This is a genomic window from Microbacterium sp. NPDC028030 (genome assembly GCF_040637855.1).
GTDB lineage: Bacteria > Actinomycetota > Actinomycetes > Actinomycetales > Microbacteriaceae > Microbacterium.
In genome coordinates, this window is sequence record NZ_JBEZXF010000002.1 from 44,495 (window position 1) to 71,091 (window position 26,597).

A 26,597-nucleotide genomic window follows, 5' to 3' on the forward strand; every position below is an offset into this window, starting at 1 on the left:
GAGGCTCGCACAGGCTTGGAGCGACATCGTGACACCGAAGAACACCATCGACCCCGACGACAACCCGCTGGGGGTGCTCGACGAAGCCGCGTCCCTCGACACGGCAGGAATCGGCATCCTCGGCGGGACCGCCCAGGTCAGCGTGACGCTGCCGATGGACGACGACGATGATCTCGCCGACGACGGCGTCGTCGAGGGCGAGGTCGTCGGTGATCTCGTCATCGACCCCCCGCGCGTGGTCGAATCCACGAAGACGTCCGCGCCGTCGGCGACGATCCTCTCATCGGCCGCGCCGATCCGGCAGAAGTCGGTCACGGGAGAGGCCCCCGCGGCCGAGGAGCCGGAGACGACATCGTCCTCGGCACGGACGAAGCCCGAGGCGCCGGTCGTCGACGATGCCGAGCACGAGGAATCCGTCGCAGACGAATCCGCGAGTGTCCGATCCGTGAGCGACGAATCCGCGACGGCTGAACCCGTGACGGACGAGACGATCGTCCACGCGACAGTGATCGAGGAGCCTGCATCCGTCGAGACGCCGCCCGCGCGACAGTCGTCGGAGAAGGTCGTCGATGCCGAGGTGGTGGAGGACCCGGATCCGGGCGCTGTCGTCGACGACACCGAGAACTCTGAAGAAGCGGAGGCTGCTGCACGCTTCCTCGCCAGGGCGAACGCCGACATCGAGTCGGAGCCCGCCGCGCCCGCGCACACGCGCGCACCCCTCGAGAAGGAGAGCAGGCACATGTCCACTCCCGACAAGACGAAGTCCGCCGTGTCCCCCTCTGCGCGCGCTGCGGCGCGCACGGAGGTGACGCTCACATCCAAGCGCCTGGATGATCTCGGGGAGTCCTCGAGGGAATCGGCCGATCTGCTGACGGCCGATCGCCTGCTCGACCCGAATCGGCTCGCCAAGCCCGAGCCGGAGGGTGCGTGGAGCCACTTCCTGTACGCGGTGTCCGGTCGACGGATCAACATCGGAGACGGTCGGCGCGCGCGCGAGCGCAAGGCGCTCTCGGCGAGGATCGCGGCCCCGCTCGCCGGTGGGGCGCGTTTCGTGCCGGTGCTGTCCCGTAAGGGCGGCGTCGGCAAGACGACCATCACCGCTCTGCTCGGCATGGCGCTCGCTGACGCGCGTGAGGATCGAGTGATCGCCGTCGACGCCAATCCCGATCGGGGCACGCTCGCGGAGCGCATCGTCCGTCCGCACCACAACAAGTCGGTGCGCGACCTCGTGCGCATCCACGACGATGTCAAGGGATATCACGACATCTCAGCGATCGTCGCGCGGGATGCGACCCGCCTCGACGTGCTCGCCTCCGATGCGGATCCCCGCATCGCCGAAGCCTTCAGCGACAGCGACTACCGTGACGTCGCCGACGTCGCCGCGCACTACTACTCGCTCGTCCTGACCGACACCGGCACCGGGATCGTGCACTCCGTGATGTCGGCCACCCTCGACCTCGCAGACCAGATCGTGATCGTCTCCGGCCTCAGCGTCGACGAGGCGCGGCTGGCATCCGAGACGCTCACGTGGCTCGAGACCAACGGGTACGCGGAGCAGGCACGTGAGGCCATCGTCGTGCTGAATCAGTCGACTCCGGGGGCGCCGCTCGTGCGTCTGAACGAGTTGCAGGCGCATTTCGCCACCCGTGCGCGCAGCGTCGTCCGTGTTCCCTACGACCCGCAGATCGCGGGCGGTGGGACGATCGTGTTCGCGAACCTGCTGCCCGAGACCCGGATCGCGGCGCGTGAGCTCGCAGCGCTGCTGGTCGAGGGCCTGCGGGCCAAGGCCGCCTGATGGCGGTACGTGAGATCCGCATCTTCGGCGACCCGGTCCTGCGCACGGTGTGCGCGCCGATCGACGAGATCGACGAGGGAGTGCGCGCGCTGGTGGCAGACCTCCTCGACACCGTCGAGCTGCCGGGTCGAGCCGGGGTGGCAGCGCCGCAGATCGGTGTCGCGCTGCGTGCGTTCAGCTACAACATCGACGGCGACATCGGCTACGTGCTCAACCCCGTGCTGACCGAGGTGCGCGGGGAGCCGGAGCCGACGGGTGAGGGATGCCTGTCCGTCCCCGGTCTCTGGCATGATGCGCAACGTCACCCCTGGGCTCGCGTCGAGGGCATCGACCTCGACGGCAACGACGTGGTGCTCGAAGGCGAAGGCCTGCTCGCTCAGGCTCTGCAGCACGAGACCGACCACCTCGACGGCAAGCTGTTCCTGACCAGGCTCGATCCGGAGACCCGCAAGGTCGCCATGCGCGAGGTGCGGGAGAGCTCCTGGTTCTGAATGCTGGAAGCACGAAGGAAACATGAGGAAGGGCCCCGCTTGCGCGGGGCCCTTCCTCATGCTCGGAGCGGTCAGCCGCCGATGGCGACGTTGGTCGTGGCGACGGGCTCGTCGTAGATCGCGGCGATCTCGTCGGCGAAGTCGTTCATGATGATGTTGCGCTTGATCGACAGCTTCGGGGTCAGGTGCCCCGACGCCTCGGTCCACTCGGAGTCGAGGATCGTGAACTTGCGGATCGACTCCGCGCGGGACACGTGCGCATTCGCGGTGTCCACCGCTCGCTGCACCTCGGCGCGGACCGCGGCATTCTTCGAGGCGTCGACGAGGGACATCTCGGCGTCGAGGCCGTTGTTCGCGAGCCAGGTCGGCAGCATCTCCGGGTCGAGCGTGACGAGGGCCGAGATGAACGGTCGCTGGTCTCCCACCACGACGACCTGCCCGATGATCGGGTTGGCGCGGATCGGGTCTTCGAGCGCGGCCGGGGCGACGTTCTTGCCGCCGGCGGTGACGATGATCTCCTTCTTGCGTCCGGTGATCGTGAGGAAACCCTCGGAGTCGAAGCTGCCGATGTCGCCGGTGTGGAACCATCCACCCTCGCTGAAGGCCTCGGCGGTGGCTTCGGGGTTGTTCCAGTACTCCTTGAAGACGTTGATCCCGCGGACCTCGATCTCCCCGTCATCGGCGAGACGGACGCCGACGCCCGGGAGCGCGGGGCCGACCGTGCCGATCTTCGACTTGTCCGCCAGGTTCACGGTCGCGGGCGCGGTCGTCTCGGTGAGGCCGTAGCCCTCCAGGATGACCACGCCGAGGCTGTGGAAGAAGTGACCGAGGCGTGAGCCCAGGGGAGCGGAGCCCGAGACCGCGTACACCACGTTGCCGCCCATCGCCGCCCGGAGCTTGCTGTAGACGAGCTTGTTGAAGAGCGCGAACTTCAGCTTCATCCCGACCGGGATCTTCTTGCCCTGCTCGAGGAGCTTGGAGTGCTCGATGGCGACGTCGGCGGCGGCGCGGAAGATCTTGCCCTTGCCGCCGGCTTCGGCCTTCTGCTCCGCCGAGTTGTAGACCTTCTCGAACACGCGGGGGACCGCGAGCAGGAAGGTCGGCTTGAACGATCCGAGGGCCGGCAGGAGCTGACGGGTGTCCGGCTGGTGCCCGGTCCGCACGCCGGCGTGGATGTCGAGGATGGAGATGAAACGGGCGAACACGTGCGCCGTCGTGATGAAGAGGAGCGTGGAGGCTCCGGGCGTCTGGACGACCTCGTCGAGAGCCTTCGCGGAGTTACGGGAGAGTTCGACGAAGTTGCTGTGCGTCAGCACGCAGCCCTTCGGGCGGCCGGTCGAGCCCGACGTGTAGATGAGGGTCGCGATGTCGGATCCGACGGCGAGGGAACGACGGCGCTGGATCTCGTCGTCGGACACGGATGCACCCTGAGCGGTGAGGGTGTCGATCGCGCCGAGGTGCAGTTGCCACACCTCGCGGATGAGGGGGAGGTCTCCGCGGACCTCGTCGACCCTGGCGAAGTGCTCGGGAGATTCCACGATCAGGGCGATCGCCCCGGAATCCTCGAGGATCCACTGGATCTGCGACGGGGAGCTGGTCTCGTAGATCGGCACCATCACCGCGCCGGCGTAGAAGAGGGCGAAGTCGACGAGCGTCCACTCGTAGGTCGTGCGGGCGAGGAAGCCCACCTTCTCACCCGGCTGGATGCCTGCGGCGGCGAAGCCCTTCGCGAGCGCGACCACGGCCGTCTGGAAGTCGGCGGCGGAGATGTCGCGCCAGCCGTCTCCTTCGGGCACAGAGAACAGCGCGCGATCCGGTGTGGCTTCCACACGCTTGACGAGAAGGTCGGCGACGTTCGCGTCGGGATCGGCGGGGACGATCGCGGGGACTTCAAACTGGACCACGGCAGCTCCTTCGGTACCGGTCGGGCGGGGGTGCGATTTCGAGTCTAGGGCATGGAACCGGGTCGCGCCCGGGGTGAGACTGGGTCGCTGGCGTGCGAGCGGTGACGGATGAGCCGGGGCACGCGACGGCGGCGGCGCTAGACTTCACCTCGATGTTCTACTGGCTGATGAAGTACGTGGTGATCGGGCCCGTGGTCAAGGCGGTCTTCCGCCCGTGGATCGTGGGGCGCAAGAACGTGCCCGCGAGCGGCGCAGCGATCCTCGCGAGCAATCACCTGTCGTTCGCCGACTCCATCTTCCTCCCGCTGGTGATCGACCGCTCCATGTCGTTCCTGGCGAAGAGCGACTACTTCACCGGCCGAGGCGTGAAGGGCTGGGCGACGAAGTTCTTCATGAAGGCCACGGGGCAGATCCCGATCGATCGCTCCGGTGGCAAGGCGTCCGAGGCCTCTCTCAACACGGGGCTTCAGGTGCTCGGCGGCGGCGACCTGCTCGGCATCTACCCCGAGGGCACCCGGAGCCCCGACGGCAAGCTCTATCGGGGCCGCACCGGCATCGCCCGGATGGCCCTCGAGGCGAAGGTCCCGGTCATCCCCGTGATCATGGTCGACACCGACACGGCGATGCCGATCGGTCAGCGGCTGCCCCGCATCGTCCGCGTCGGCATCGTGATCGGGGAGCCCCTCGACTTCTCCCGGTACGCGGGGATGGAGAACGACCGCTACATCCTGCGTTCGGTCACCGACGAGATCATGGTCGCCCTGCAGCGCCTCGGCGAGCAGACCTACGAAGACGTCTACGCCTCCACCGTGAAAGACCGCCTCCCCACCCGCGTCACATAGCCTCGCGCGCGCGTCTGTGCGGTTCTCCCGACCACTAGGCTGGAACGCATGCTCCCGCACCACATCGAAGCCCTTGATGCATGGCGCTCGCTTCCCATCAAGCAGCAGCCGCAGTGGCCAGACGCGGACCGCGTCGCCGACGTCTCCCGCCAGATCGCGGCCCTGCCGCCGCTCGTGTTCGCCGGTGAGGTCGACAACCTCCGCGACCGCCTCGCCCGCGCGGCCTCAGGGCAGGCCTTCCTCCTCCAGGGCGGCGACTGCGCCGAGACGTTCGCCGGTGCGACCGCCGAGCAGATCCGCAACCGCATCAAGACGGTGCTGCAGATGGCCGTGGTGCTGACGTACGGCGCCTCGATGCCGATCGTCAAGATGGGACGCATGGCGGGCCAGTTCGCCAAGCCGCGTTCGAGCGACACCGAGACCCGCGGAGAGGTGACGCTGCCGGCCTACCGGGGCGACATCGTCAACGGCTACGACTTCACCGAAGGGTCCCGCACGGCGGACCCCGGGCGGCTGCTCCAGGGATACCACACCGCCGCGTCCACGCTGAACCTCATCCGCGCGTTCACGCAGGGCGGGTTCGCCGACCTCCGCGAGGTGCACTCCTGGAACAAGGGCTTCGCACAGAACCCGGCCAACCAGCGCTACGAGCGCATGGCGGCTGAGATCGACCGTGCCATCAAGTTCATGGAAGCCGCGGGAGCCGACTTCGACGAGCTCAAGCGCGTCGAGTTCTTCACGGGCCACGAGGGCCTGCTCATGGACTACGAGCGTCCGATGACGCGCATCGACTCGCGCACGGACACGCCGTACAACACCTCGGCGCACTTCCTCTGGATCGGGGAGCGCACGCGTGAGCTCGACGGCGCACACGTCGACTACTTCTCCAAGATCCGCAACCCCATCGGTGTCAAGCTGGGGCCGACCACGACTCCGGAGACGGCGCTCGAGCTCATCGACAAGCTCGACCCCGACCGCGAACCCGGACGGCTCACGTTCATCACCCGCATGGGCGCAGGCAAGATCCGCGACGCCCTGCCGCCGCTGCTCGAGGCCGTCCGCGACTCGGGTGCGCAGCCGCTGTGGGTCACCGACCCGATGCACGGCAACGGCATCACCACGCCGACCGGGTACAAGACACGGCGCTTCGACGACGTCGTCGACGAGGTGCGCGGGTTCTTCGAGGCGCACCGCGCTGTGGGCACGTTCCCCGGCGGCATCCACGTCGAACTCACCGGTGACGACGTGACCGAGTGCCTCGGCGGGTCCGAGCAGATCGACGAGGCCGCGCTCGCGACCCGGTACGAGAGCCTGTGCGACCCGCGTCTGAACCACATGCAGTCGCTCGAGCTCGCCTTCCTCGTCGCCGAGGAGCTCGAGAAGCGCTGAGACACACGAAGAGGGGCCGGAGCATCCGTTCCGGCCCCTCTTCGCGTGTCTGCCGTCAGCCCGAGAAGCTCATCGTCAGGGTGATGGTGGTTCCCTTGCGCTGGGCATCGGTGGGGCTGTAGGACTCGACCTTCGTGTTCTCGTTGGCGAAGAGGTCCCACACCGAGTCGGGGAGTCCGGTGCTGCTGGTGTACGCCCATTTGAACCCGGCATCGTTCAGAGCGCCGGTCGCTTCGTCGCGGGTCATACCCGACACATCGGGAACGTCGAACAGCGGCGGTCCCTGAGACACGATGAGCTGGACGGTCTCCCCCGGCCGCCAGGCTCCGGCTTCGGATCGGTCGGCGATCCCGATGACGCGATCCTTCCCGATGCTGTCGCTGGTCTGGTACAGGTTCTCCGGATTGACCTCGAGTCCCTTGCCGATGAGGGCGTCGGTCGCCTGGGCGACGCTGAGGTCGCTGACGTCGGGCACCGGCCCGAGCGACACCTGGATCGTCGCGGTGTCGCGCTCGTGCACCGTGCACCCCTCGGCGCAGGCGAACGCGTCCCCGCCGTCGCGCGGAGTGATCCGCACGTTGATGACCTTGCCGGCGTCGAGGTCGCCGAAGTACTCCTCGTCGTCGGTGATCTCGAGGTTGGCGGCGTCGAGTGCCGTGCGCACGTCTTCGACCGCGACACCGGCGACCGCACTGATGTCATGTGCGGCGGGGCCGGACGACACGATGACCGTCACGGTCGTCCCCTTGTCGAGTCTGGTGCCTTCTCCCGGGTCGGTCTCGATCACGGAACCCGCTTCGACGTCGACCGAGGATTCTTCCTTCTGCGCCGGGACGAAGCCGGCGTCCGTGAGCACGGCTGCGGCCTCGTCGTAGGTGGAGCCGGACACGCCGGGCACCGCGACGAGGGAGCCGGGGCCGGAGCCGAACCACCAGCCGACGCCGCCGGCGAGCATGGCCAGCAGCAGGACGAGAGTGAGGAGGAACGTCCCGCGTGCGCGGCGCTTCGCCGCGCGTCGGCGGAGAAGCGTGGCGTTGTCGATCGCAGCAGGCGCTGGCGCAGCGGGGTCGGCGATCACCATGGTGCCCGGCATGACCTTGGTGAGGTCGCCGGAGTCCGACTGGCTGTGCTGCGGCGCGGTGGCCCTGGCAGTGACCGGGGCAATGCCCAGGTCGCGTTCGATCTCGCGCAGGCGATCGAGCATCTGCTGGGCGTCGTCGGGACGTTCGTCCGGTGACTTCTCGGTGGCCCACAGCACGAGCTCGTCGAGTTGTTCGGGGACGGCGGGATTGCGCACGCTCGGGCGCGGCACCGACTCCGTGGCGTGTTGGAAGGCGATCTGCATCGGCTGCTCGCCCTTGTACGGCTGCTCGCCGACGAGCATCTCGTAGAGCATGATGCCGAGCGCGTATATGTCGCTGCGGGCATCGGCCGTGCCCCGGGTAACGAGTTCGGGGGCCAGGTAGGCGATGGTGCCCAGCAGTTGCTGCCCGGTCGCGGTGTTCGCAGTGGTGGCGCGTGCGAGTCCGAAGTCGCCGATCTTGATGCGTCCGTCTTCGGCGAGGAGCACGTTCTCGGGCTTGACGTCACGGTGCACGATCCCGGCCCTGTGGGCGGCCGACAGCCCCGCGAGGATGGCGTCCATGATCGTGATGGTCTGCGGGATGGTCAGACGCTTCTGCTCGCGCAGCAGCTCCCGCAGGGTGATGCCAGGCAGGTACTCCATGACGAGGTAGGCGAGTTCGCCGTCCTGCCCCTGGTCGAACACGTTCACGACATGCGGATCGGCGAGGCGGGCTGCCGCGCGGGCCTCCTGGATGAAGCGGCTCTGGAACGCGGAGTCGTCGCTGAGATGCGCGTGCATCACCTTGAGGGCGATGCGTCGTTCGAGGCGGAGATCGGTGGCGACGTAGACGGTGGCCATGCCGCCGCGGGCGATGCGTGCGCGCACGCGGTAGCGGCCGTCGACAAGCCGCCCGATGAGGGGGTCGGCCTGCTGATTGGTCGTCACGTCAGAATTCTATGGAGAACTGCCTGAAAGACAGGGGAGCGGCTCACCCCTCGCTCCGACGGGTTTTCAGAATGTCGTCAGCTGTAGACGGCGAGCCAGGCATATGCTTGCGTCTCCCACTGCCCGTATCGGTCGGGATACGCCGAGATCTGCACGGCCTGGGCCGCGGCGGTGAAGGGCATGCTCTCCCAGCCGGGGATGTCCAGGAGTCCTCGAGTGAGGTGTCCGTTCGGGTCTCCCTGGCCTCCGTAGAACACGCGCGCGCTGCGCTCTGCATCCATGATCTGCGCGGGCGTTCCCCATCCGGTGCTGGGGCGCTGCTGGAAGATCCCCAGCGAATCGCGGTCACCCCAGTCGAGGTTGCGCAGCCCTGATTCCACCATGCCGGTCGCGAGGGCGATGGCGATGGCGCGATCGGAGACGCCGAGCTCGCGTCCGACCCGAATGATGAGAGCCGCATTCGATGCCTGCTCGGCAGAGAGAGTGGCCGAACGCTGCCCGGTGGATGACGAGGCCGCCGCCGGTGCCGGCGCCGCCTTGACGATGAGCTTCTGGCCCGGGTAGATGATCGACGAAGGGCCGAGACCGTTCAGTGCGAAGAGCGTCTTCGTCGAGGTGCCGTACTTCTGTGCGATGGCGAAGAGCGTGTCGCCGGCGACGACGGCGTGTGCGGCGGCGGCGGCGGGAGGTGCAGCAGGTGAGGGGGCCGGTGCGGCGGCAGGGGCCGCGGCCGGGGTCGCCGCCTGTGCGCTCGATGAGCCCGAGACCGCGAGGTTCTGGCCGGGGTAGATCACCGACGCGCGCGTGAGCCCGTTCGCCGCGAGCACGGCGTCGACCGTCGTGCCGTACTTCTGTGCGATCGCGAACACGGTGTCGCCCGCGACGACCTTGTGCGTCTTCGCCGGGGGCTTCTGCACGGGAGCGGGCGCGGGAGCCGACGTCGCCTTCAGCGTCAGGGACTGGCCGGGGTAGATGACCGAGCGCCACGAGAGGCCGTTCAGGGTGAGTACGTCCGCAGTGCGCAACCCGAACCGCGCTGCGATCGACGAGATGGTGTCGCCGGGCTGAACGACATAGCTCGATGGTGCGGCCTGCATGGGCACGACGCGCAGCGGCGCGAGGTCCCGCTCGATCGGACGGAGGTCGGTGGCCGTGGTGGACGCGGTGGCCGGCGCGGCGGTGAGAGACGCCGCGAGGGCGCCGAGCACGGCAGCTGGCAGGCCGATCTGCACACTTCGCGTGCGACGTGCGGCGGTCTTGGTAGTCAAGGCGAGCCCCCTTTTCGAGCACTTCACGCTGACACGGATGTAAACAGAAGTCAACAGAAGTGACGCGGGTGAAGGATGTGACAGGAGCGTCGATATGCGACGACAGGAAGGAGGTGACATAGTGGCAACGTGTCTGAGAACGTTGCAGGAACCCCCTCCGCCGCTGATGTCGAGTGGCTGACGATGCCCGACCTCGTCGAGGTGCTCGATGAGCCCCTCGGCCGTGTCCGCCGCCTGATCGATGAGCATTACCTGGTCGGATCCCGTCGTAGCGGCGTCTTCGCGGTGCCTGCGGTGTTCATCGTCGACGGGCACCCGCTCAGCTCGCTGCGGGGAACCATCATCGTGCTTCAGGACGCGGGCTTCTCCGACGACGAGCTGATCGATTGGCTCCTCACGGAAGAGGAGAGCCTCGGTCGCTCGCCGATCGACTCGCTGCTCGCCGGACACAAGAGCGCTGTCCGCCGACTCGCGCGCACCCTCGCCTGACGCGAACGGTCGTCAGGCGGAACGGACCGTGGCCGCCCTGGCGAGTTCGCGCAGTTCGCCCACCGCTGCGTTGTCGAGTCGGGCGCCGCTGAGCGCGCGATCAGCCTCTCGTGCATAGTCCGCGATCATCGCCTCGACGCGGTCGAGAGCTCCGGAGTCGGCGATCGTCGCCTGCAGGAACGACACCTGCGCGGACGTCAGCTCTGCATCTCCGAGCATCTCGTCCATGAGATTCCTCGCAGACGGATCCAGCTCCTGCCGGGTGAGGGCGATGAGCACGGTGCGCTTGCCTTCGCGAAGATCATCGCCGGTGGGCTTCCCCGTGAGTGCGGCGTCGCCGAACACCCCGAGGACGTCGTCGCGCAGTTGGAACGCCATCCCGACCGGATGACCGAAGCGGCGCAGAGCATCGAGCTGATCAGCGTCGGCGCCGGCGAGTGCACCCCCGAGCACGAGCGGCTGCTCGATGCTGTACCTGGCGGACTTCAGCGAGGCCACTCGCAGCGCCCGCTCGGCGTGGCTGCGCGGATCGTTGACGCTCCATGCGGATTCCTCGGCGATGTCCAGGAACTGCCCGGTCGTCACGTCCCGCCGCATCTTCGCGTACTCGGACCGCACCGCTCGCGCGTGGGGGTCCCCGTCCAGTGCCGACTCCAGCAGGTCATCGCTCCAGGCGACGAGGAGGTCGCCGAGCAGAACGGCCGAAGCGCGGCCGAAGGCTTCGGCATCGCCTGACCACCTGGACGAGCGGTGCGATTCCTCGAGGGCGCGGTGCGCGGCCGGTCGGCCACGGCGGGTGTCGGAGTTGTCGATCAGGTCGTCGTGCACGAGGGCGGCCGACTGGAAGATCTCGAGGGACGTGCAGATGTCCCAGAGGACATCGCTCTCGGTCGCGCGGCGGTCGCCGAAACGCGACACGGCTCGCCAGCCGGCGTGGCAGAAGCGTGCGCGCAGGCGCTTTCCTCCCTCGAGCGTCGCGGCGGCGGCGTCGAGGAATGCGACGGCGTCGGGGCCGTGATCCGAGGATTCCTCTCGCATGCGTGCGAGGAAGAGGTCGAGACGAGCGGCGACGGCGCCGGGGACGGGGGAGGGAGACGGCACGACTCCCAGCATACGTAAAGGATGAGAGGGGCCTACGGCTAGCCCCGGACGCCCCGGCGCGCGTACACTGGAAGGCACGATACCCGAGGGGGACGAAATGCCACTCTCCGAACAGGAGCAGCGTCTGCTCGATGAGATGGAACGCCATCTCCTTCACAATGATGCCGACGTCGTCAGCGCGCCGTCAGGTGATCGCGCATTGAGCTACCGAAATCTCGTCTACGGTGCTCTGCTCCTGCTCGCCGGGGTCGGCGGCCTCGTGGCCGGTGTGATCCTCGGGGGCGTCTGGGGCATCGTGGTCGGCGTCATCGGTTTCGCGGCGATGCTCGGTGGTGTCATGGTCGCCGTCACGCCGGTGCGACGATCGAGCCCCACGGAGCCCCGTGAGCGTTCCACGGCCAAGCGTCAGGAATCCGCCTCGTTCATGGATCGCATGAACGACCGATGGGACCGACGCCAAGACGGACACTGATCCCCACAGAACTTCACGACAGAAGCCCGGATGCTGAGCATCCGGGCTTCTGTCGTTAACCCTCGTCGCACTGACCGCCAGATTCCCTCCACTGGGCCTCCACCACGCTCCACCGCGGATTTCCGCGGTTTCTGGAAGCGCCCATCGGCGTACCCCCGCATTCTCGCGGGATTGGTCGTAGGTAAGTGGAGGAAAGTGGAGTAAAGTGGGGCGCAACCTCGAGTTGGCCGGACGCAGAGGGGGTGATGGCCGATGTTGCTGGGTACGCATTCTCCGAAGCTGGACGACAAGGGACGGGTCATCCTCCCCGCGAAGTTCCGTGAAGACCTCGGCGGCGGCATCGTCGTCACCCGAGGCCAGGAGCGGTGCCTCTACGTCTTCAGCACGGCCGAGTTCGAGGCGATGCACGAGCGGATCCGTCAGGCGCCGCTCGCGAACAAGCAGGCGCGTGACTTCATGCGTCTGTTCCTCTCCGGTGCGAGTGCGGAGATGCCCGACAGTCAGAACCGCATCACCATTCCCGCGCACCTTCGCCAGTACGCGGGCCTGCAGAAGGAGCTCATCGTCACCGGAGTCGGCGCGCACGCCGAGATCTGGGATGCCGAGAGCTGGAACGCCTACCTCGCCGCCGGTGAGGAGACCTACTCCGACCTCGAGCAGGAGGTGATTCCGGGACTCTTCTGACCGTGGCTGTGATGCCCCGCCGCTCCCGCCCCGACACACTTCCCCGGTGCCGGGTCGAGAAGCGGAGGGGGATCAGAGCCCACGGTCACCCCCGAGAAAGATCATGAACCTCCGCGACATCCACACCCCCGTCCTGCTCGACCGCTGTGTCGAGCTGCTCGCCCCCGCCCTCCACGCGGACGAAGCGGTGCTCGTGGATGCCACTCTCGGCATGGGCGGACATTCGGAGGCACTGCTGGAGCGCTTCCCGAACATCCGCTTGATCGGACTCGATCGCGACACCGACGCGCTGCGCATCGCGGGGGAGCGGCTCGCCCGCTTCCGCGACCGCATCACCCTGGTCCACGCCGTGTACGACGAGATCGGGCTGCATGCGCAGGGCGCGGCAGGGGTCCTCTTCGACCTCGGCGTCTCCTCCCTTCAGCTCGATGAGGCCGAGCGGGGATTCGCCTACTCGAAGGATGCTCCGCTCGACATGCGGATGGACCAGACGAAGGGCGTCACCGCCGCCGACGTGATCGCGACATACAGCGAGGGCAATCTGCGACGCATCTTCGAGCGCTACGGCGAAGAGAAGCTCGCGGGTCGGTACGCGCGCTTCATCGTCGACGCGCGCCAGAGCCAGCCGATCACCCGCTCGGGAGAACTGGTCGAGATCCTCATCGCCGCGACGCCCGCCGCCGCACAGCGCGCCGGCCACCCGGCGAAGCGCGTGTTCCAGGCACTCCGCATCGAGGTGAATGCCGAACTCAATGTTCTCGCCGACGCGATCCCCTCCGCGATGGACGCTCTCGCGGTGGGCGGGCGCATCGTGGTGATGTCGTACCAGTCGCTCGAGGATCGTCTGGTCAAGCAGGCGTTCGCGGCGGCCGCCGCCTCGACCGCGCCCGCCGGGCTCCCCGTCGAGCTCCCCGAGCACGCTCCCCGGTTCCGCATCCTGACCAAGGGCGCGGAACTCGCCGGTGACGACGAGCGCGCGCGCAACCCGCGCGCCATCCCGGTGCGTCTGCGCGCCGCCGAGAAACTGCGGGAGAGCGCATGAGTCTGAATGCCGTCGTACGGAAGCCGGCACAGCCGGTCGCCCCGACACGCGAGCCGCAGCGGCGTCTGCAGCCCGTCACCCGCCCGGCCGTCCGTCGCAAGCCCAAGCTCGCCTACGCGCTCGTCGCGCTGGCCGGTGCGCTGGCGATCGGCGCTGCGCAGGTCGGGCTGTCGCTCGCGATCACGCAGGACTCCTTCACCCTTGCCGGGCTCTCCTCCCAGCAGCGCGAACTGGACCTGCGCACGCATGCGCTCCAAGAGGAGCTCACCGGACTCAGTTCGCCGCAGGTGCTCGCGAGCAGCGCCGCAGGTCTCGGGATGGTGGTGGCCGGGTCGCCGTCGTACCTGCGCCTCAGCGACGGCGCCGTGTTCGGCACCGGCGCGGGTGCGGACGGGACGTCGACCGTGAACCCCGTCGGCGCCGGCGCCGTGAGCAACTCCTTGATCGTCGAGCCTCCGCCCGCGGAGACCACGACCGACGAGGGGACGACCGGACAGTCGAACCAAGAGCTCCCGCCTGCCATCACCGACGGGCTTCCGAGTCCTTCCACCCACTGAGCCGAACACGATCGACGGAGAGATCCCATGACGACACGAGCCACCCGCGGTCCGCGGCGACGCACCGTCGTCGCCCTCGCGGTCATCCTTTCCGTGCTGGCGGCCTTCGTGGTGCGACTGGTCGACATCCAGGTCGTGAGCGCCGACGAGCACGTCTCGCAGTCGCTGACCAAGATCGGCGTCGGTGAGACGATCTCGGGACAGCGGGGCTCGATCGTCGACTCGGGCGGCACCGTTCTGGCATCGAGCGTGATGGTCTACGACGCGCAGCTCAGTCCGAAGGTGATCATGCAGCTCGAGGAGAACGATCCTCGACTGCCCTGGGCTGAAGCCGCCGACAAGATCGCTGCCATCACCGGGCAGACGGGCGACGAGGTCCGCGCGCTCGTCAGCGATGCACTCGCGAAGGATTCGCAGAGTCAGTACGCCCCGCTCAAGAAGTCCCTCACCACCGAGCAGTACATCGAGCTGCGCGACCTGAAGCGCGAGAACAACCTCGCCTACCTGCACATGGAGGGCCGGGAGACCCGCGTCTACCCGAACGGTGCGGTCGCCGGGAACATCCTCGGATTCCTCGACAGCTCGGGTGCAGCGCAGGCCGGGATCGAGCAGTTGGGCGAAGGATGCCTCGCGCCGACCGACGGCGAGGAGTCCTATCGCACCGGAGCCAACGGCGTCGTGATCCCCGGCAGCGAACGCACCGTGCCGGCCGTCAACGGCGGTTCGGTGCAGCTGACCCTCAACAGCGACCTGCAGTGGTACCTGCAGCAGATGATCGGCGAAGAGGCGCAGAAGCAGGGGGCCAAGGGCGGCACTGTGACGGTCGTCGACGTGAAGACGGGCAAGATCAGGGCGGCAGCGGAATGGCCGTCCCTCGACCCCAACGACCTCGATTCGTCGACACCCGAGACGCGATACAGCCAGATCTTCCACAAGGACTTCGAGCCCGGATCGACCTTCAAGGCGATCACCGCCGCGGCCGCGATCGAAGGCGCAGGACTGACCCCGCTCAGCACGGTCAGCGCCGCATCGCGCGAGACCTTCCCCAACGGCGCCGTCATCAACGACGCGTTCACCCACCCCGCATACAACTACACCCTCGCCGGCGGACTGATCGACTCGTCGAATGTCGCGCTGTCGAAGTTCGGCACCATGGTGAGCCCCGAGGTGCGATACGACTATCTGCAGCGCTTCGGCGTGGGACAGAAGACGATCGACTTCCCCTCGGAGGTCGGCGGTCTGCTGCACCCCGTCAGCGAGTGGGACAGCCAGTCGCTGTACACCACGACCTTCGGCCAGTACTACTCGGTCACCGCGGCGCAGCTCGCCGGCGCATATCAGGCGATCGCGAACCGCGGCGAGAAGATCGACCTGTCGCTGGTGGAATCCTGCACGGCCGAGGACGGCACGGTCGCGACGCCCGAGAAGCCGAAGCACGAGCAGATCATCAAGGAGCAGACGGCGGCCGAGCTCACTCGGATGCTCGAGAACGTGGCGGTCCAGGGCGGCAACGCCGATCGCATCCAGGTTCCCGGCTACCGCGTGACCAGCAAGACCGGTACGGCGCAGGTGTCGGACGGGAACGGCGGCTACAAGGCCGGGGTGTATTACACGAGCATGGTGGGGTTCGCTCCGGTTGACGACCCGCAGTACGTCGTCGTGGTCACCCTCGACGAGCCGACTAAGGTTGTATCGTCCGCGGCCACCGCATCCGCCTTCCAGAAGGCGATGACGCAGGTGATGAAGACCTATCGCGTGATGCCGTCCTCTGTCCCGATGGACGAGCTCCTTCCCAAGTTCGGATAGTCGGCGTGAGCCGCGCATGGAGATGAAATGATCGCCCTGACGCTCGCTGAGATCACCGCCGCAGTCGGCGGTGATCTGCGTGTTGCCGGAGAGGATTCGGCCGAGACCGTCGTGGACGGCCTCGTCGACACCGACTCTCGCTCGATGGTCTCCGGATCGATCTTCGTGGCGAAGCCCGGCGCGGAGACCGACGGGCATCGCTTCGTCGGCCCCGCGGTCGAGGCGGGGGCGGTGCTGGCCATCGTCGAGCACGTCGTCGACGTGCCCGTGAGCCAGATCGTCGTCCCGGACGCTGTCGCGGCACTCGCCGATCTCGCCCGCGAAGTGGTCGGCCGCGTCCGGGCCCGTGGCGACCTGCGCATCATCGGCATCACCGGATCGAACGGCAAGACCACCACCAAGAACTTCCTGGCGCGCATCCTGCAGGACGAGGGCGAGACCGTCGCCCCGGTGAAGTCCTACAACAACGAGGTCGGCGCTCCCGTCACCATGCTCCGGGTCACCGAGAGCACCCGCTACCTCGTGAGCGAGTTCGGGGCGGCGGGTCCGGGGAGCATCGCACACCTTGCAGGCCTCGTCGAGCCGGACGTCGCCGTCGTGCTGATGGTCGGCATGGCGCACGCGGGAGGCTTCGGCGGAATCGAGGCGACCGCGAAGGCGAAGTCCGAGCTCGTCTCGGCGGCACGCGTGCCCGGCACAGCCGTGCTCAACGTCGACGACCCCCGCGTGTCTGCGATGCAGGAGATCGCGACCGCCCGCGGACTGAACGTCGTCGGTTTCGGACAGAGCTCCGCCGCCGCGGTGCGGGCCTCCGACATCACTGTCTCGGCTGCCGGTACGTCGTGCACCATCGAGGTCGCGGATCAGCGGTTGCCGCTGCGACTGCAGGTGCTGGGCGCGCATCATGTCACCAACGCCTTGGCGGCGATCGCCGCCGCGCTCGTGCTCGGGGTCGCGCCCGCAGAGGCGGTCGCGCGCCTGGAGACGGTGGAGATCGCGGAGCGGTGGCGGATGCAGCCCCTCGGCAACGACCGCGTCCGGATCATCAACGACGCCTACAACGCGAGCCCCGATTCGATGGCGGCGGCCCTGCGAACGCTCGCGCAGATCTCCGGTCCCGACGAGCGCACGGTCGCGGTCCTTGGTGCGATGAGCGAGCTGGGGGAGAGCGCGGGGGAGGAGCATGACCGGATCGGTCTGCTCGCCGTGCGGCTCAACATCCGGCGCATCGTCGTCGTGGGTCCTGAGGCGCGTCGGCTGTATCTGGCGGCTGTGGGCGAAGGGTCGTGGGACAGCGAGGCCGTGCATCTGCCCGATCAGGATGCGGCGTTCGAGTACCTCCGAGGCGAACTCCGCGACGGCGACCGCGTGCTCGTGAAGTCATCCAATTCCGTGGGCCTCAGGCATCTCGGCGATCGTCTGGGAGAATTGTTCTCGTGAGGTCACTCATCATGGCGGCGGCGATCTCGCTCGCCTTCACCCTGTTCCTGACTCCCGTCTTCCTCCGACTCTTCCGGAAGTGGGGCTGGGGGCAGGTCATCCGCACTCCCGAGTCCGTCCACAACCCGAGCCACGAGGCGAAGCGCGGCACTCCGACGATGGGCGGCGTGATCTTCATCGTCGGCTCGATCGTGGGCTACTTCACGGGCGTCTACGTCAGCGGCGAGGTGCCGGCACTCTCGGCGATCCTGGTGATCTGGCTGATGGTCGGCTTCGGCGCCGTGGGATTCATCGACGACTACATGAAGGTCCGCAGCCAGCGCAGCCTCGGCTTGTCCGGCTGGCGCAAGGTGATCGGCCAGTTGGTGGTCGTCATCCCCTTCGGCATCGTCGCCCTGAACTTCCCCAACCAGTGGGGACAGCTGCCGGCGAGCCCCGCGATCTCGCTGTTCCGCGACATCACCTGGCTCAACCTGTTCGCCTTCGGCATCGTGCTCGGGTGGATCCTCTACCTCGTCTGGATCTCCATCATCGGCGTCGCCACGTCGAACAGCGTGAACCTGACGGACGGGCTCGACGGCCTCGCTGCGGGCGCCGGAGTCATCGTCGTCGGTGCGTACAGCGTGATCGCCTTCTGGCAGTTCAAGCAGCCGTGCATCGGAGGTGACCCCGACGCGCTCGGTGGATGCTACGAGGTCCGCGACCCGTTCAACCTCGCCATCATCGCGGCGTCGTTCGCGGCGAGCCTCATCGGCTTCCTCTGGTGGAACGCCCCCAAGGCGAAGGTGTTCATGGGCGACGTCGGCTCGATGGCCATCGGCGGCGTCATCACCGCCATGGCGATCCTCACCCGCACCGAACTGCTCCTGCTCGTGATCGCCGGTGTCTTCGTGCTCTCGTCCGGCTCCGTCATCCTGCAGCGGGCCTACTTCAAGCTCACCCGTGGCAAGCGGCTCTTCCTCATGAGTCCGTTCCACCATCACCTCGAGATGCGCGGCTGGTCCGAGGTCACGATCGTCGTGCGCATGTGGATCATCGCGGGCCTGCTTGCGGTCTCGGCCGTCGGTCTCTTCTACGTCGAATGGCTCACCCGTGTCGACTGAGCGCATCGCCGGGCTGACCAGCTGGCACGCCGACTGGCGCGGGCTCAAAGTCGCGGTGCTCGGACTGTCGATGACCGGCTTCTCCGCGGCCGACACGCTCGCCGAGCTCGGCGCCGAAGTGTTCGTGTTCAGCGAGTCCGCCGAGGAGGAGTACGGGCGTCTCGTCCCCGTGATCGGTGCCCGGCTCGAACTCGGTCCCCTCGCCACCGTCCCGACCGCGCTGGTGGCCTTCGACCCCGAGGTGGTGATCGCATCGCCCGGCTTCTCGCCGTCGCATCCGATCATCCGTTGGGCCCAGGATTCCGAGGTTCCGATCTGGGGTGATGTGGAGCTCGCGTGGCGGGTGCGAGACAAGGTCCTCCGTGCCGACGGCACGCCTGCCGACTGGGTGCTCATCACCGGGACGAACGGCAAGACGACCACGACTCAACTCACCGCGACACTGCTCGTCGAGGGGGGACTCCGGGCCGCGCCCTGCGGGAACATCGGGGTCCCGGTGCTCGACGCCGTACGCGACCCCGCAGGCTTCGACGTCCTGGTGGTCGAGCTCTCGAGCCATCAGCTCTGGTACCTCGGTCAGTCTCGGCCCGAGGGAGAGCTGTTCCCGTACGCGGCCGTGTGTCTCAACCTCGCCGATGATCATCTGGTCTGGCATGGCAGCGCACAGGCCTATCGCGATGCCAAGGCGGTCGTGTACCGCAACACCCGGATCGCCTGCGTGTACAACAAGGCCGACGAAGCCACCCGGCTCATGGTCGAGGAGGCGGAGGTCGTCGAGGGGGCCAGGGCGATCGGCTTCGATCTCGGCATCCCCGGCCCCAGCGACCTGGGCATCGTCGAGGGGCTCGTGGTCGATCGTGCGTTCCTCGACGACCGTGCGCGCAGTGCCCTCGAACTCACCACCGTCGCGGCTCTCGACGAGGCAGGTCTCGCGGCTCCGCACATCGTGCAGAACATCCTCGCCGCGAGTGCTCTGGCACGATCGCTCGGTGTCGAGCCGGAGGCGATCCACGACGCGCTGCAGTCGTTCCACCTCGACGCGCACCGTATCCAGGTCATCGCCCGGCACGGCGGCATCACCTGGGTCGATGACTCGAAGGCGACGAACCCGCACGCCGCCGCCTCGTCGTTGCGCGCCTACCCCGGTGCGGTGTGGGTCGTTGGCGGAGATCTCAAGGGCGTCGACATCGCCGATCTGGTCGCCGATGTGGGCACGACGGCACGAGCAGCGGTCGTGATCGGCGTCGATCGCACCGAAGTGGTCGCGGCATTCCAGCGACACGCGCCGAAGGTACCCGTGTTCGAGGTCGATGCTGGCGAGACTGATCAGGTCATGGTCCGGGTCGTGGAGATCGCGTCGAGGATCGTCGAAGGCGAGGGAACAGTCCTGCTGGCCCCGGCTGCGGCGTCGTTCGACCAGTTCACCGGTTACGCGGATCGAGGGCATCGCTTCGCGGAGGCGGTGCGGAATTGGATAGACCGGGGGAGCGCCGATGACGCAGGTGTCCCGCCCTCCGCGTTCTGAGTCCGGCGGACTCGCCGCCCGAGTGTCGCTCGGCCGCCGGTTCACGCCGGTGTCGACCGAGTTCCTCCTGATCGCGTCCACCGCCCTGCTGCTGACGCTCTTCGGTCTGGTGATGGTGCTGTCCGCCACCAGCGCGACCGCCGTGGCGAGCGGCAGCGACCCGATGGGCGGTGTCCTCCGCCAGGGGGTGTTCGCCCTGCTCGGGGTCCCGCTCATGTTCCTGATCAGCCGCATGCCTCTCGCGTTCCTCAAGAAGATGGCATGGCCGGCGCTGTTCGGGGCCGTCGCCCTGCAGCTGCTCGTGTTCACGCCCTTGGGCATCGCGGACGGCGGAAACCGGAACTGGATCCAGATCGCGGGCTTCACCCTCCAGCCCTCCGAGTTCCTCAAGCTCGCCCTCGCCCTGTGGATCGCGGCCGTGCTGCTGCGCAAGCAGGCGATGCTGGGCACCTGGCACCACGTCTTCATCCCCGTGATCCCCGTCGGCGCTCTGGCGATCGGAACCGTGCTCGCGGGCAAGGACCTCGGCACCGCGATGGTGCTGGTGCTCATCCTGCTCGGGTGTCTCTTCTTCTCCGGGGTCAAGCTTCGACTGTTCATCATCCCGGTGGTGCTCGGCATCGTCGCGGTGCTCGCCTACGCGCTGTCCAGCCAGGATCGGATGCGTCGCATCACGGCGACCTGCGACAACATGGCCCTGTACGACACCGACTGCTACCAGTCGATCCACGGCATCTGGGGTATGGCGTCCGGGGGCATCTTCGGACTGGGCCTGGGCAACTCGCAGGAGAAGTACGGGTGGCTGCCTGCTGCGGGAAACGACTTCATCTTCGCGATCGTCGGCGAGGAACTCGGACTCATCGGGTGCATCGTCGTGCTCGCACTGTTCACGTTCTTCACGGTGGGCGCCTTCCACATCATCCGGAAGACGCCGGACGCCTTCATCCGCGTCGCCGCCGGTGGCATCACGGTGTGGATCGTCGGTCAGGCCGTCCTGAACATCGGCGTCGTCATCGGTGTCTTCCCGGTGATGGGCGTGCCTCTTCCCTTCATGTCCCAGGGAGGTACGGCCCTGCTCGCCGTGCTCATCGCCTGCGGTGTCCTGCTCGCCTTCGCACGCACGATCCCCGTGGCCGAGAAGCAGTCAGGCGGCCGGGGTAGGGTCACCAGGTGACTTCGTATCTCCTCGCCGGCGGTGGCACCGCCGGCCATGTGAACCCCCTGCTCGCCGTCGCCGATGCCCTGCGCGAACGTGACGCCGATGCGGCTGTGCTCGTACTCGGCACGGCAGAGGGACTGGAGTCTCGACTCGTCCCCGCGCGTGGATACGAACTGCTCATCGTCGACAAGGTCCCCTTCCCCCGCCGCCCGAACCGGCAGGCTGCTGCTTTCCCGCTGAAGTTCCGCCGCGCCATATCGCAGGTGCGTGCGCACATCCGCGCCCACGATGTCGATGTGGTCGTGGGCTTCGGCGGGTACGCCTCGGCGCCCGCTTATGTTGCCGCCCGTCGTGAGGGCGTGCCGTTCGTGGTGCACGAGGCCAACGCCAAGCCCGGGCTCGCCAACGTCCTCGGCGCCCGCCGTGCCGCCGGCGTCGGCGTCGCGTTCGAGGGCACGCCGTTGCGTGGCAGCGAGGTCGTCGGCATGCCGTTGCGCCAGGAGGTGATCACGCTCGATCGCGCAGCGACGCGGGCCGAGGCCGCGGCCTACTTCGGCCTCGACGCGGATCGCCCCGTCCTGCTCGTGTTCGGCGGCTCGCTCGGCGCGCAACGGCTCAACGACGCTTTCGCGGATTCCTGGCGCGATGTCCTGGGAGCCGGATGGCAACTGCTGCACGTGACCGGCGAGCGCAGCGACCTTCCCGATCCTGGCGTCGAGGGATATGCCCTGCGGCGCTACGTCGACCGCATGGACCTCGCCTTCGCGCTCGCTGACCTCATCGTCTCGCGGTCGGGGTCGGCGACGGTGAGCGAGGTCAGTGCTCTGGGTATCCCCGCTCTCTATGTGCCGTACTCGGTCGGCAACGGCGAACAGCGTCTGAACGCGGCCTCTGCGGTGGCCGCGGGAGCCGCTCGGCTCCTCGATGATGCTTCCTTCGACGGCGATGCCGTTCGGCGGATCGTGATCCCTCTGCTGGGAGACCGGGAACGGATCGATCGGATGGCCGCGGCAGCTGAGACCGCGGGGACCCGCAACGGCACCGCGAATGTGATCTCGTTGATCGACCGTGCGCTGGGTCCCGCCGGTGCGATCGCCTCGACGGAACGAAAAGTAGACTGAAGCGGACATGATCAGACCCGACCTCTCCCTCCCCATACCCGAGACGATCACCTCCGCACACTTCATCGGCATCGGCGGCTCCGGCATGAGCGGTCTCGCCAAGATGTTCCTCGATGCGGGCATCCGCGTCTCCGGCAGCGACCGCGCCGACAGCGACAACCTGCGCGCGCTGGCCGCGGCCGGCGCGACAGTGCATGTCGGTCATGACGCGGCGTACCTCGGCGACGCCGACACGGTCGTGCACACCGGTGCCATCTGGCCCGAGAACCCCGAGTTCGTGACGGCGAAGGCCAAGGGCCTGCACGTGATCCACCGCTCCCAGGCGCTGCATTGGCTGATCGGCACCCGTCGACTCGTGTCGGTCGCCGGAGCACACGGCAAGACCACCTCGACCGGCATGATCGTCACGGCGCTGCGCGAGCTCGGCGCCGACCCGCATTTCGTCAACGGTGGGGTCATCGAGCAGCTCGGGACCTCGAGCGCCACGGGTTCCGGCGACCTGTTCGTCGTCGAGGCCGACGAGTCCGACGGCACGTTCCTGCTGTACGACACCGCGGTCGCGCTGATCACCAACGTCGATCCCGACCACCTCGATCACTACGGCTCGGATGAGGCCTTCCACGACGCGTTCGTTCGGTTCGCCGATGCCGCTTCCGAGGCCGTCGTCATCTCGAGCGACGACGCCGGAGCCCTCAGGGTCGGCGCCGGGCTCTCCCACCCCCGTGTGCTGACATTCGGCGAGGCGGAGGACGCGGATGTGCGCGTGACCGACATCGTCGCGGCCGGTCCTGTCGCGGCGACCATCAGTCACGGGGCGGAGCAGGTGCGCATGCAACTCGCCGTGCCAGGGGTCCACAACGCGATCAATGCCGCGGGAGCGGTCGCGGTGCTCCGTGCACTGGGCTACCCGCTCGCCGACGCCGTCCGAGCGGTCGAAGGATTCGCCGGGACGGTGCGCCGCCTCGAGCAGCACGGCATCGAACGCGGCGTGACGGTGTACGACGACTACTCCCACCACCCGACCGAGGTGCGGGCCGCGCTCGAAGCCATGCGCAGCATCGCGGGTTCGGGGCGGATCATCGCGATCCAGCAGCCGCACACCTACTCGCGCACGCAGCACATGTACCAGGAGTTCGCCGACGTCCTCGAGCAGTTCGCGGATCACACCGTGATGCTCGATGTCTACGGCGCACGCGAAGACCCGGTCCCCGGTGTCACGGGCGAACTCGTGAGCGGTGCTTTCCGCGACCCGTCGCACGTGCACTACGTCGCCGACTGGCAGGACGCGGCCGACTACACGGCCACCGTCGCACGCGACGGGGACTACGTCGTCACGCTCGGGTGCGGGAACGTCTACCAGATCATTCCGCAGGTTCTGGAGTCGCTGCGCCGGACCGACGAGGCGTAGTCGATGCGTCGGCCTGCACCGCTTCCGAACAACCCGGAGAAGGAGGCCGCGCCGGAGGTGACGCGTCCGGCCCGACGCGGCGCCGGGGCGGCGGACGACGTCCCCACGCTCCAGAGCGCCACGCGGGACGACGCGGTCGCCGACGGCTCGCCCACGGATGCGGCCTCGCCCGACGGCACGCCACCGACGTCGACCAGGGATGTCTGGCGCGCGGCTCGGGCCAGACGCAAGGCCCTGCGCTCGGAGATCCGCCGCTTCACCCAGAGATCCCGCCGACGCAGGATCGTCTGGCTCAGCGGCATCGGGGCCGTCGTGCTCCTGATCGGCGGAAGCGTCGCCGCGGCCTACAGCCCGTTGTTCGCCGTGCAGAAGATCACGGTGGTGGGAGCGGCGAGCCTCGATCCCGCCGCGGTCGAGGCGGCTTTGAGCGATCAACTCGGCACGCCGCTGGCCCTCGTCGACACCAGCGAGGTGAAAGCCTCATTGCTCGCGTTCCCGCTCATCGAGACATACGCGCTCGAAGCGCGTCCGCCCCACGACCTGACGGTGCGGATCGTCGAGCGCACCCCCGTCGGAGTGATCCGTTCGAGCGCGGGGTACACGCTTGTCGATGCGGCAGGGGTGGCCCTCTCCACGACGGCGGAGCAGCCCGCGGGGCAGCCGTTGATCGACATCGACGGCGGTGTCGACTCGAAGGCGTTCCGGAGTGCCGGACTCGTGGTGCGCTCGCTGCCCGATGACATCCGCGCGACGCTCAGCGGGGTGAGGGCGACGACGCCGGACGACGTCACGTTGACCCTCGGCACCGGGATGACGGTGGTCTGGGGGAGTGCGGAGGAATCGGCGCTCAAGGCGCTCACACTCTCGGCTGCGATGGTCAAGAACCCGGATGCGGCATCGATCGACGTGACCTCCCCCGACGTCGCGGTCGTCGGCTGACGCCTTTCGGTGACGGTCGCCGCCGGGTTTCTCGGGGAATGGCGCGACACGCCCATGTGATTGCGCGCGCGCAGGCAGGCGGCGCTTACCTTCGATCAAAGAGAACGCAATACCGGGAAATACTTTACACCTCTAGTTGAGGTTTAAGGTTCACCCGTTCCAGGCTCGAATAATCGGAGGCCGGCCATGAGCCAGAACCAGAACTACCTCGCCGTGATCAAGGTCGTCGGCGTCGGCGGTGGCGGCGTCAACGCCGTGAACCGCATGATCGATCTCGGTCTCCGCGGAGTCGAGTTCATCGCGGTCAACACCGACGCGCAGGCGCTGCTCATGAGCGACGCCGACGTGAAGCTCGACGTGGGCCGGGAGCTCACGCGCGGCCTCGGAGCCGGGGCCGATCCCGAGGTGGGTCGCCGCGCTGCGGAGGATCACGCCGAGGAGATCGAGCAGGCCCTCACCGGAGCAGACATGGTCTTCGTGACCGCCGGTGAAGGTGGTGGCACCGGAACGGGTGGCGCTCCCGTCGTGGCTCGCATCGCGAAGTCCATCGGGGCCCTCACCATCGGTGTCGTGACCAAGCCGTTCTCGTTCGAAGGTCGTCGTCGCCAGAGCCAGGCGGAAGCCGGCGTCGCCAAGCTGAAGGAAGAGGTCGACACGCTCATCGTGGTGCCGAACGACCGCCTCCTCGAGATCAGCGACCGCGGCATCTCCATGATCGAGGCCTTCGCCACCGCCGACCAGGTCCTCCTCGCCGGTGTCCAGGGCATCACGGACCTCATCACGACGCCCGGTCTGATCAACCTCGACTTCGCCGACGTGAAGTCGGTCATGCAGGGAGCGGGTTCCGCACTCATGGGCATCGGATCGGCGCGTGGCGCGGATCGCGCGATCAAGGCCGCCGAGCTCGCCGTGGAGTCGCCGCTCCTCGAAGCGTCCATCGAAGGCGCGCACGGGGTTCTCCTCTCCATCCAGGGTGGATCCAACCTCGGCATCTTCGAGATCCACGATGCCGCCGACCTCGTCAAGGAAGCGGCTCACCCGGAGGCGAACATCATCTTCGGTACGGTCATCGACGACACCCTCGGCGACGAGGTGCGTGTCACCGTGATCGCGGCAGGCTTCGACGGCGGGGAGCCCTCTCTGCGTCTGGACCCGATGGTCGTGTCGCGGCCCTCCGCGGCGACCCTTCCCGAGGTGGCGCTGCCTGAGGAGGACGAGGCGAAGAACGAGACCGCCCCGGCCGAGCCCGCGCAGCAGCGCGTGCCGACCACCAGCATCGAGCCGGCCTTCGCGGATGACGACATCGACATCCCCGAATTCCTGAAGTGACCTCTCCGGTCGGCGGGGCGGGGTCGACCGATCTCGCCGCGCGGCTGACGGCGATCGACGAGCGCATCGCCGTCGCCGCGCGAGCCGCGGGCAGGGCGCCGGAAGACATCACCCGCATCGTGGTGACGAAGTTCCACCCGGCGTCGCTCGTGCGTGATCTGCGCGCCCTCGGCGTCAGAGAGGTGGGGGAGAACCGCCAGCAGGAGCTCTCGGCGAAGCAGGCGGAACTGGCCGCCCTCGACATGACCTGGCACTTCATCGGCCAGGGGCAGACGAACAAGGCGGGGGCGATCCGGCGCAGCGCCGATGTCGTGCACTCCGTCGACCGCGCACGGTTCGCCGACGCGCTGCACCGAGCGGCGACAGGCGACGATGTGCTCGACGTGCTCGTCCAGGTCAACCTCACGCAGGATCCCGGCCGCGGAGGAGCCGAACCCTCCGCGGTGCTCGGCCTCGCCGAACACGTCCTGTCACTGCCTTCGTTGCGTCTGCGCGGTGTGATGGCCGTCGCGCCTCTGGATGAGGAACCTGCCGCCGCCTTCGCGCGTCTGCGGGAACTGGCCGACGAGGTCAGGACGATCGACCCGTCCGCGCAGTGGATCTCTGCCGGTATGACCGGAGACTTCGTCGAGGCCATCGCCGTCGGCGCGACACACCTGCGGATCGGCTCCGCAATCACAGGCCCTCGGCCCGACCGGGGTTAACCTGTGAAAAGACCAGCC

Annotated in this window: 23 protein-coding genes; 19 read left to right on the forward strand and 4 right to left on the reverse strand. The window is 68.1% G+C overall.

Going from position 1 to position 26,597, the window contains the following annotated elements; genetic code table 11:
* Positions 1–28 precede the first annotated feature (28 nt).
* Positions 29–1,795, forward strand: coding sequence for an AAA family ATPase (locus AB0E56_RS09035; protein ID WP_359798338.1), 1,767 nt, complete (start codon positions 29–31; stop codon positions 1,793–1,795).
* On the forward strand, positions 1,795–2,286 hold the full coding sequence (gene def, locus AB0E56_RS09040; protein WP_359798340.1) for a peptide deformylase: 492 nt from the start codon (positions 1,795–1,797) through the stop codon (positions 2,284–2,286). Before AB0E56_RS09035 ends, def begins: the two co-directional genes overlap by 1 nt.
* 71 nt (positions 2,287–2,357) lie before the next feature.
* On the opposite strand, the gene AB0E56_RS09045 is transcribed toward def, so the two are convergent.
* The gene (locus AB0E56_RS09045) at positions 2,358–4,190 is read right to left on the reverse strand and encodes a long-chain fatty acid--CoA ligase (protein WP_359798341.1); all 1,833 of its coding nucleotides are present in this window, start codon (positions 4,188–4,190) and stop codon (positions 2,358–2,360) included.
* 152 nt (positions 4,191–4,342) lie between these two features.
* Between AB0E56_RS09045 and AB0E56_RS09050 the strand changes: the two genes are divergently transcribed.
* Together AB0E56_RS09050 and AB0E56_RS09055 are read left to right on the forward strand one after the other, a co-directional pair.
* Positions 4,343–5,032, forward strand: a complete 690-nt coding sequence (locus tag AB0E56_RS09050) for a lysophospholipid acyltransferase family protein (RefSeq protein WP_359798342.1) — start codon at positions 4,343–4,345, stop codon at positions 5,030–5,032.
* A 48-nt stretch (positions 5,033–5,080) separates the two neighbouring features.
* Complete coding sequence (locus tag AB0E56_RS09055; RefSeq protein ID WP_359798344.1) at positions 5,081–6,421, forward strand: class II 3-deoxy-7-phosphoheptulonate synthase; 1,341 nt, start codon at positions 5,081–5,083, stop codon at positions 6,419–6,421.
* A 55-nt stretch (positions 6,422–6,476) separates the two neighbouring features.
* Here the strand turns inward: AB0E56_RS09055 and pknB are convergent, their stop codons facing one another.
* Positions 6,477–8,432 (reverse strand): Stk1 family PASTA domain-containing Ser/Thr kinase, encoded by a 1,956-nt coding sequence (pknB, locus tag AB0E56_RS09060; protein WP_359798346.1) that lies wholly within the window; start codon positions 8,430–8,432, stop codon positions 6,477–6,479.
* 77 nt (positions 8,433–8,509) lie between these two features.
* The gene (locus AB0E56_RS09065) at positions 8,510–9,700 is read right to left on the reverse strand and encodes a LysM peptidoglycan-binding domain-containing protein (RefSeq protein WP_359798347.1); all 1,191 of its coding nucleotides are present in this window, start codon (positions 9,698–9,700) and stop codon (positions 8,510–8,512) included.
* 129 nt (positions 9,701–9,829) lie between these two features.
* Here AB0E56_RS09065 and AB0E56_RS09070 point away from each other — a divergent pair, with 129 nt between their 5' ends.
* Positions 9,830–10,189, forward strand: coding sequence for an Rv2175c family DNA-binding protein (locus tag AB0E56_RS09070; protein ID WP_359798348.1), 360 nt, complete (start codon positions 9,830–9,832; stop codon positions 10,187–10,189).
* Between the two features lie 12 nt (positions 10,190–10,201).
* On the opposite strand, the gene AB0E56_RS09075 is transcribed toward AB0E56_RS09070, so the two are convergent.
* Positions 10,202–11,302, reverse strand: coding sequence for a polyprenyl synthetase family protein (locus AB0E56_RS09075; protein WP_359798349.1), 1,101 nt, complete (start codon positions 11,300–11,302; stop codon positions 10,202–10,204).
* A gap of 85 nt (positions 11,303–11,387) precedes the next feature.
* Here AB0E56_RS09075 and AB0E56_RS09080 point away from each other — a divergent pair, with 85 nt between their 5' ends.
* From AB0E56_RS09080 to AB0E56_RS09145, 14 genes are all read left to right on the forward strand, one after another.
* Positions 11,388–11,762 carry a DUF3040 domain-containing protein gene (locus AB0E56_RS09080; RefSeq protein WP_359798351.1) on the forward strand — a complete coding sequence of 125 codons (375 nt, stop codon included), beginning with the start codon at positions 11,388–11,390 and terminating at the stop codon, positions 11,760–11,762.
* 252 nt (positions 11,763–12,014) lie between these two features.
* Entirely contained in the window at positions 12,015–12,446 is a 432-nt protein-coding gene (gene mraZ, locus AB0E56_RS09085) for a division/cell wall cluster transcriptional repressor MraZ (RefSeq protein ID WP_017830220.1), read from the forward strand.
* 103 nt (positions 12,447–12,549) lie between these two features.
* Positions 12,550–13,488 (forward strand): 16S rRNA (cytosine(1402)-N(4))-methyltransferase RsmH, encoded by a 939-nt coding sequence (gene rsmH / locus AB0E56_RS09090; RefSeq protein WP_359798353.1) that lies wholly within the window; start codon positions 12,550–12,552, stop codon positions 13,486–13,488.
* The gene (locus AB0E56_RS09095) at positions 13,485–14,045 is read left to right on the forward strand and encodes a hypothetical protein (RefSeq protein ID WP_359798355.1); all 561 of its coding nucleotides are present in this window, start codon (positions 13,485–13,487) and stop codon (positions 14,043–14,045) included. Before rsmH ends, AB0E56_RS09095 begins: the two co-directional genes overlap by 4 nt.
* Before the next feature lie 27 nt (positions 14,046–14,072).
* Positions 14,073–15,851, forward strand: coding sequence for a penicillin-binding protein 2 (locus AB0E56_RS09100; protein WP_359798356.1), 1,779 nt, complete (start codon positions 14,073–14,075; stop codon positions 15,849–15,851).
* Positions 15,852–15,878: 27 nt separating this feature from the next.
* Positions 15,879–17,291 (forward strand): UDP-N-acetylmuramoyl-tripeptide--D-alanyl-D-alanine ligase, encoded by a 1,413-nt coding sequence (murF, locus tag AB0E56_RS09105; RefSeq protein WP_359798357.1) that lies wholly within the window; start codon positions 15,879–15,881, stop codon positions 17,289–17,291.
* Positions 17,288–18,394: a phospho-N-acetylmuramoyl-pentapeptide-transferase gene (mraY, locus tag AB0E56_RS09110; protein ID WP_359798358.1), complete on the forward strand. Its 1,107-nt coding sequence runs from the start codon at positions 17,288–17,290 to the stop codon at positions 18,392–18,394. Before murF ends, mraY begins: the two co-directional genes overlap by 4 nt.
* Positions 18,384–19,919, forward strand: a complete 1,536-nt coding sequence (murD, locus tag AB0E56_RS09115) for a UDP-N-acetylmuramoyl-L-alanine--D-glutamate ligase (RefSeq protein ID WP_359798359.1) — start codon at positions 18,384–18,386, stop codon at positions 19,917–19,919. The genes mraY and murD overlap by 11 nt, the downstream gene beginning before the upstream one ends.
* Positions 19,888–21,093, forward strand: a complete 1,206-nt coding sequence (gene ftsW, locus AB0E56_RS09120; protein WP_359798361.1) for a putative lipid II flippase FtsW — start codon at positions 19,888–19,890, stop codon at positions 21,091–21,093. Before murD ends, ftsW begins: the two co-directional genes overlap by 32 nt.
* Positions 21,090–22,199 (forward strand): UDP-N-acetylglucosamine--N-acetylmuramyl-(pentapeptide) pyrophosphoryl-undecaprenol N-acetylglucosamine transferase, encoded by a 1,110-nt coding sequence (locus AB0E56_RS09125; RefSeq protein WP_359798362.1) that lies wholly within the window; start codon positions 21,090–21,092, stop codon positions 22,197–22,199. Before ftsW ends, AB0E56_RS09125 begins: the two co-directional genes overlap by 4 nt.
* Positions 22,200–22,206: 7 nt before the next feature.
* A complete protein-coding gene (murC, locus tag AB0E56_RS09130; protein WP_359798364.1) occupies positions 22,207–23,607 on the forward strand; it encodes a UDP-N-acetylmuramate--L-alanine ligase in 1,401 nt (466 codons plus the stop codon).
* Positions 23,608–23,610: 3 nt separating this feature from the next.
* Positions 23,611–24,546, forward strand: coding sequence for an FtsQ-type POTRA domain-containing protein (locus tag AB0E56_RS09135; RefSeq protein ID WP_359798365.1), 936 nt, complete (start codon positions 23,611–23,613; stop codon positions 24,544–24,546).
* Positions 24,547–24,732: 186 nt separating this feature from the next.
* The gene (gene ftsZ, locus AB0E56_RS09140; RefSeq protein WP_359798366.1) at positions 24,733–25,875 is read left to right on the forward strand and encodes a cell division protein FtsZ; all 1,143 of its coding nucleotides are present in this window, start codon (positions 24,733–24,735) and stop codon (positions 25,873–25,875) included.
* Positions 25,872–26,579, forward strand: a complete 708-nt coding sequence (locus AB0E56_RS09145; RefSeq protein WP_359798368.1) for a YggS family pyridoxal phosphate-dependent enzyme — start codon at positions 25,872–25,874, stop codon at positions 26,577–26,579. The genes ftsZ and AB0E56_RS09145 overlap by 4 nt, the downstream gene beginning before the upstream one ends.
* Positions 26,580–26,597 lie beyond the last annotated feature (18 nt).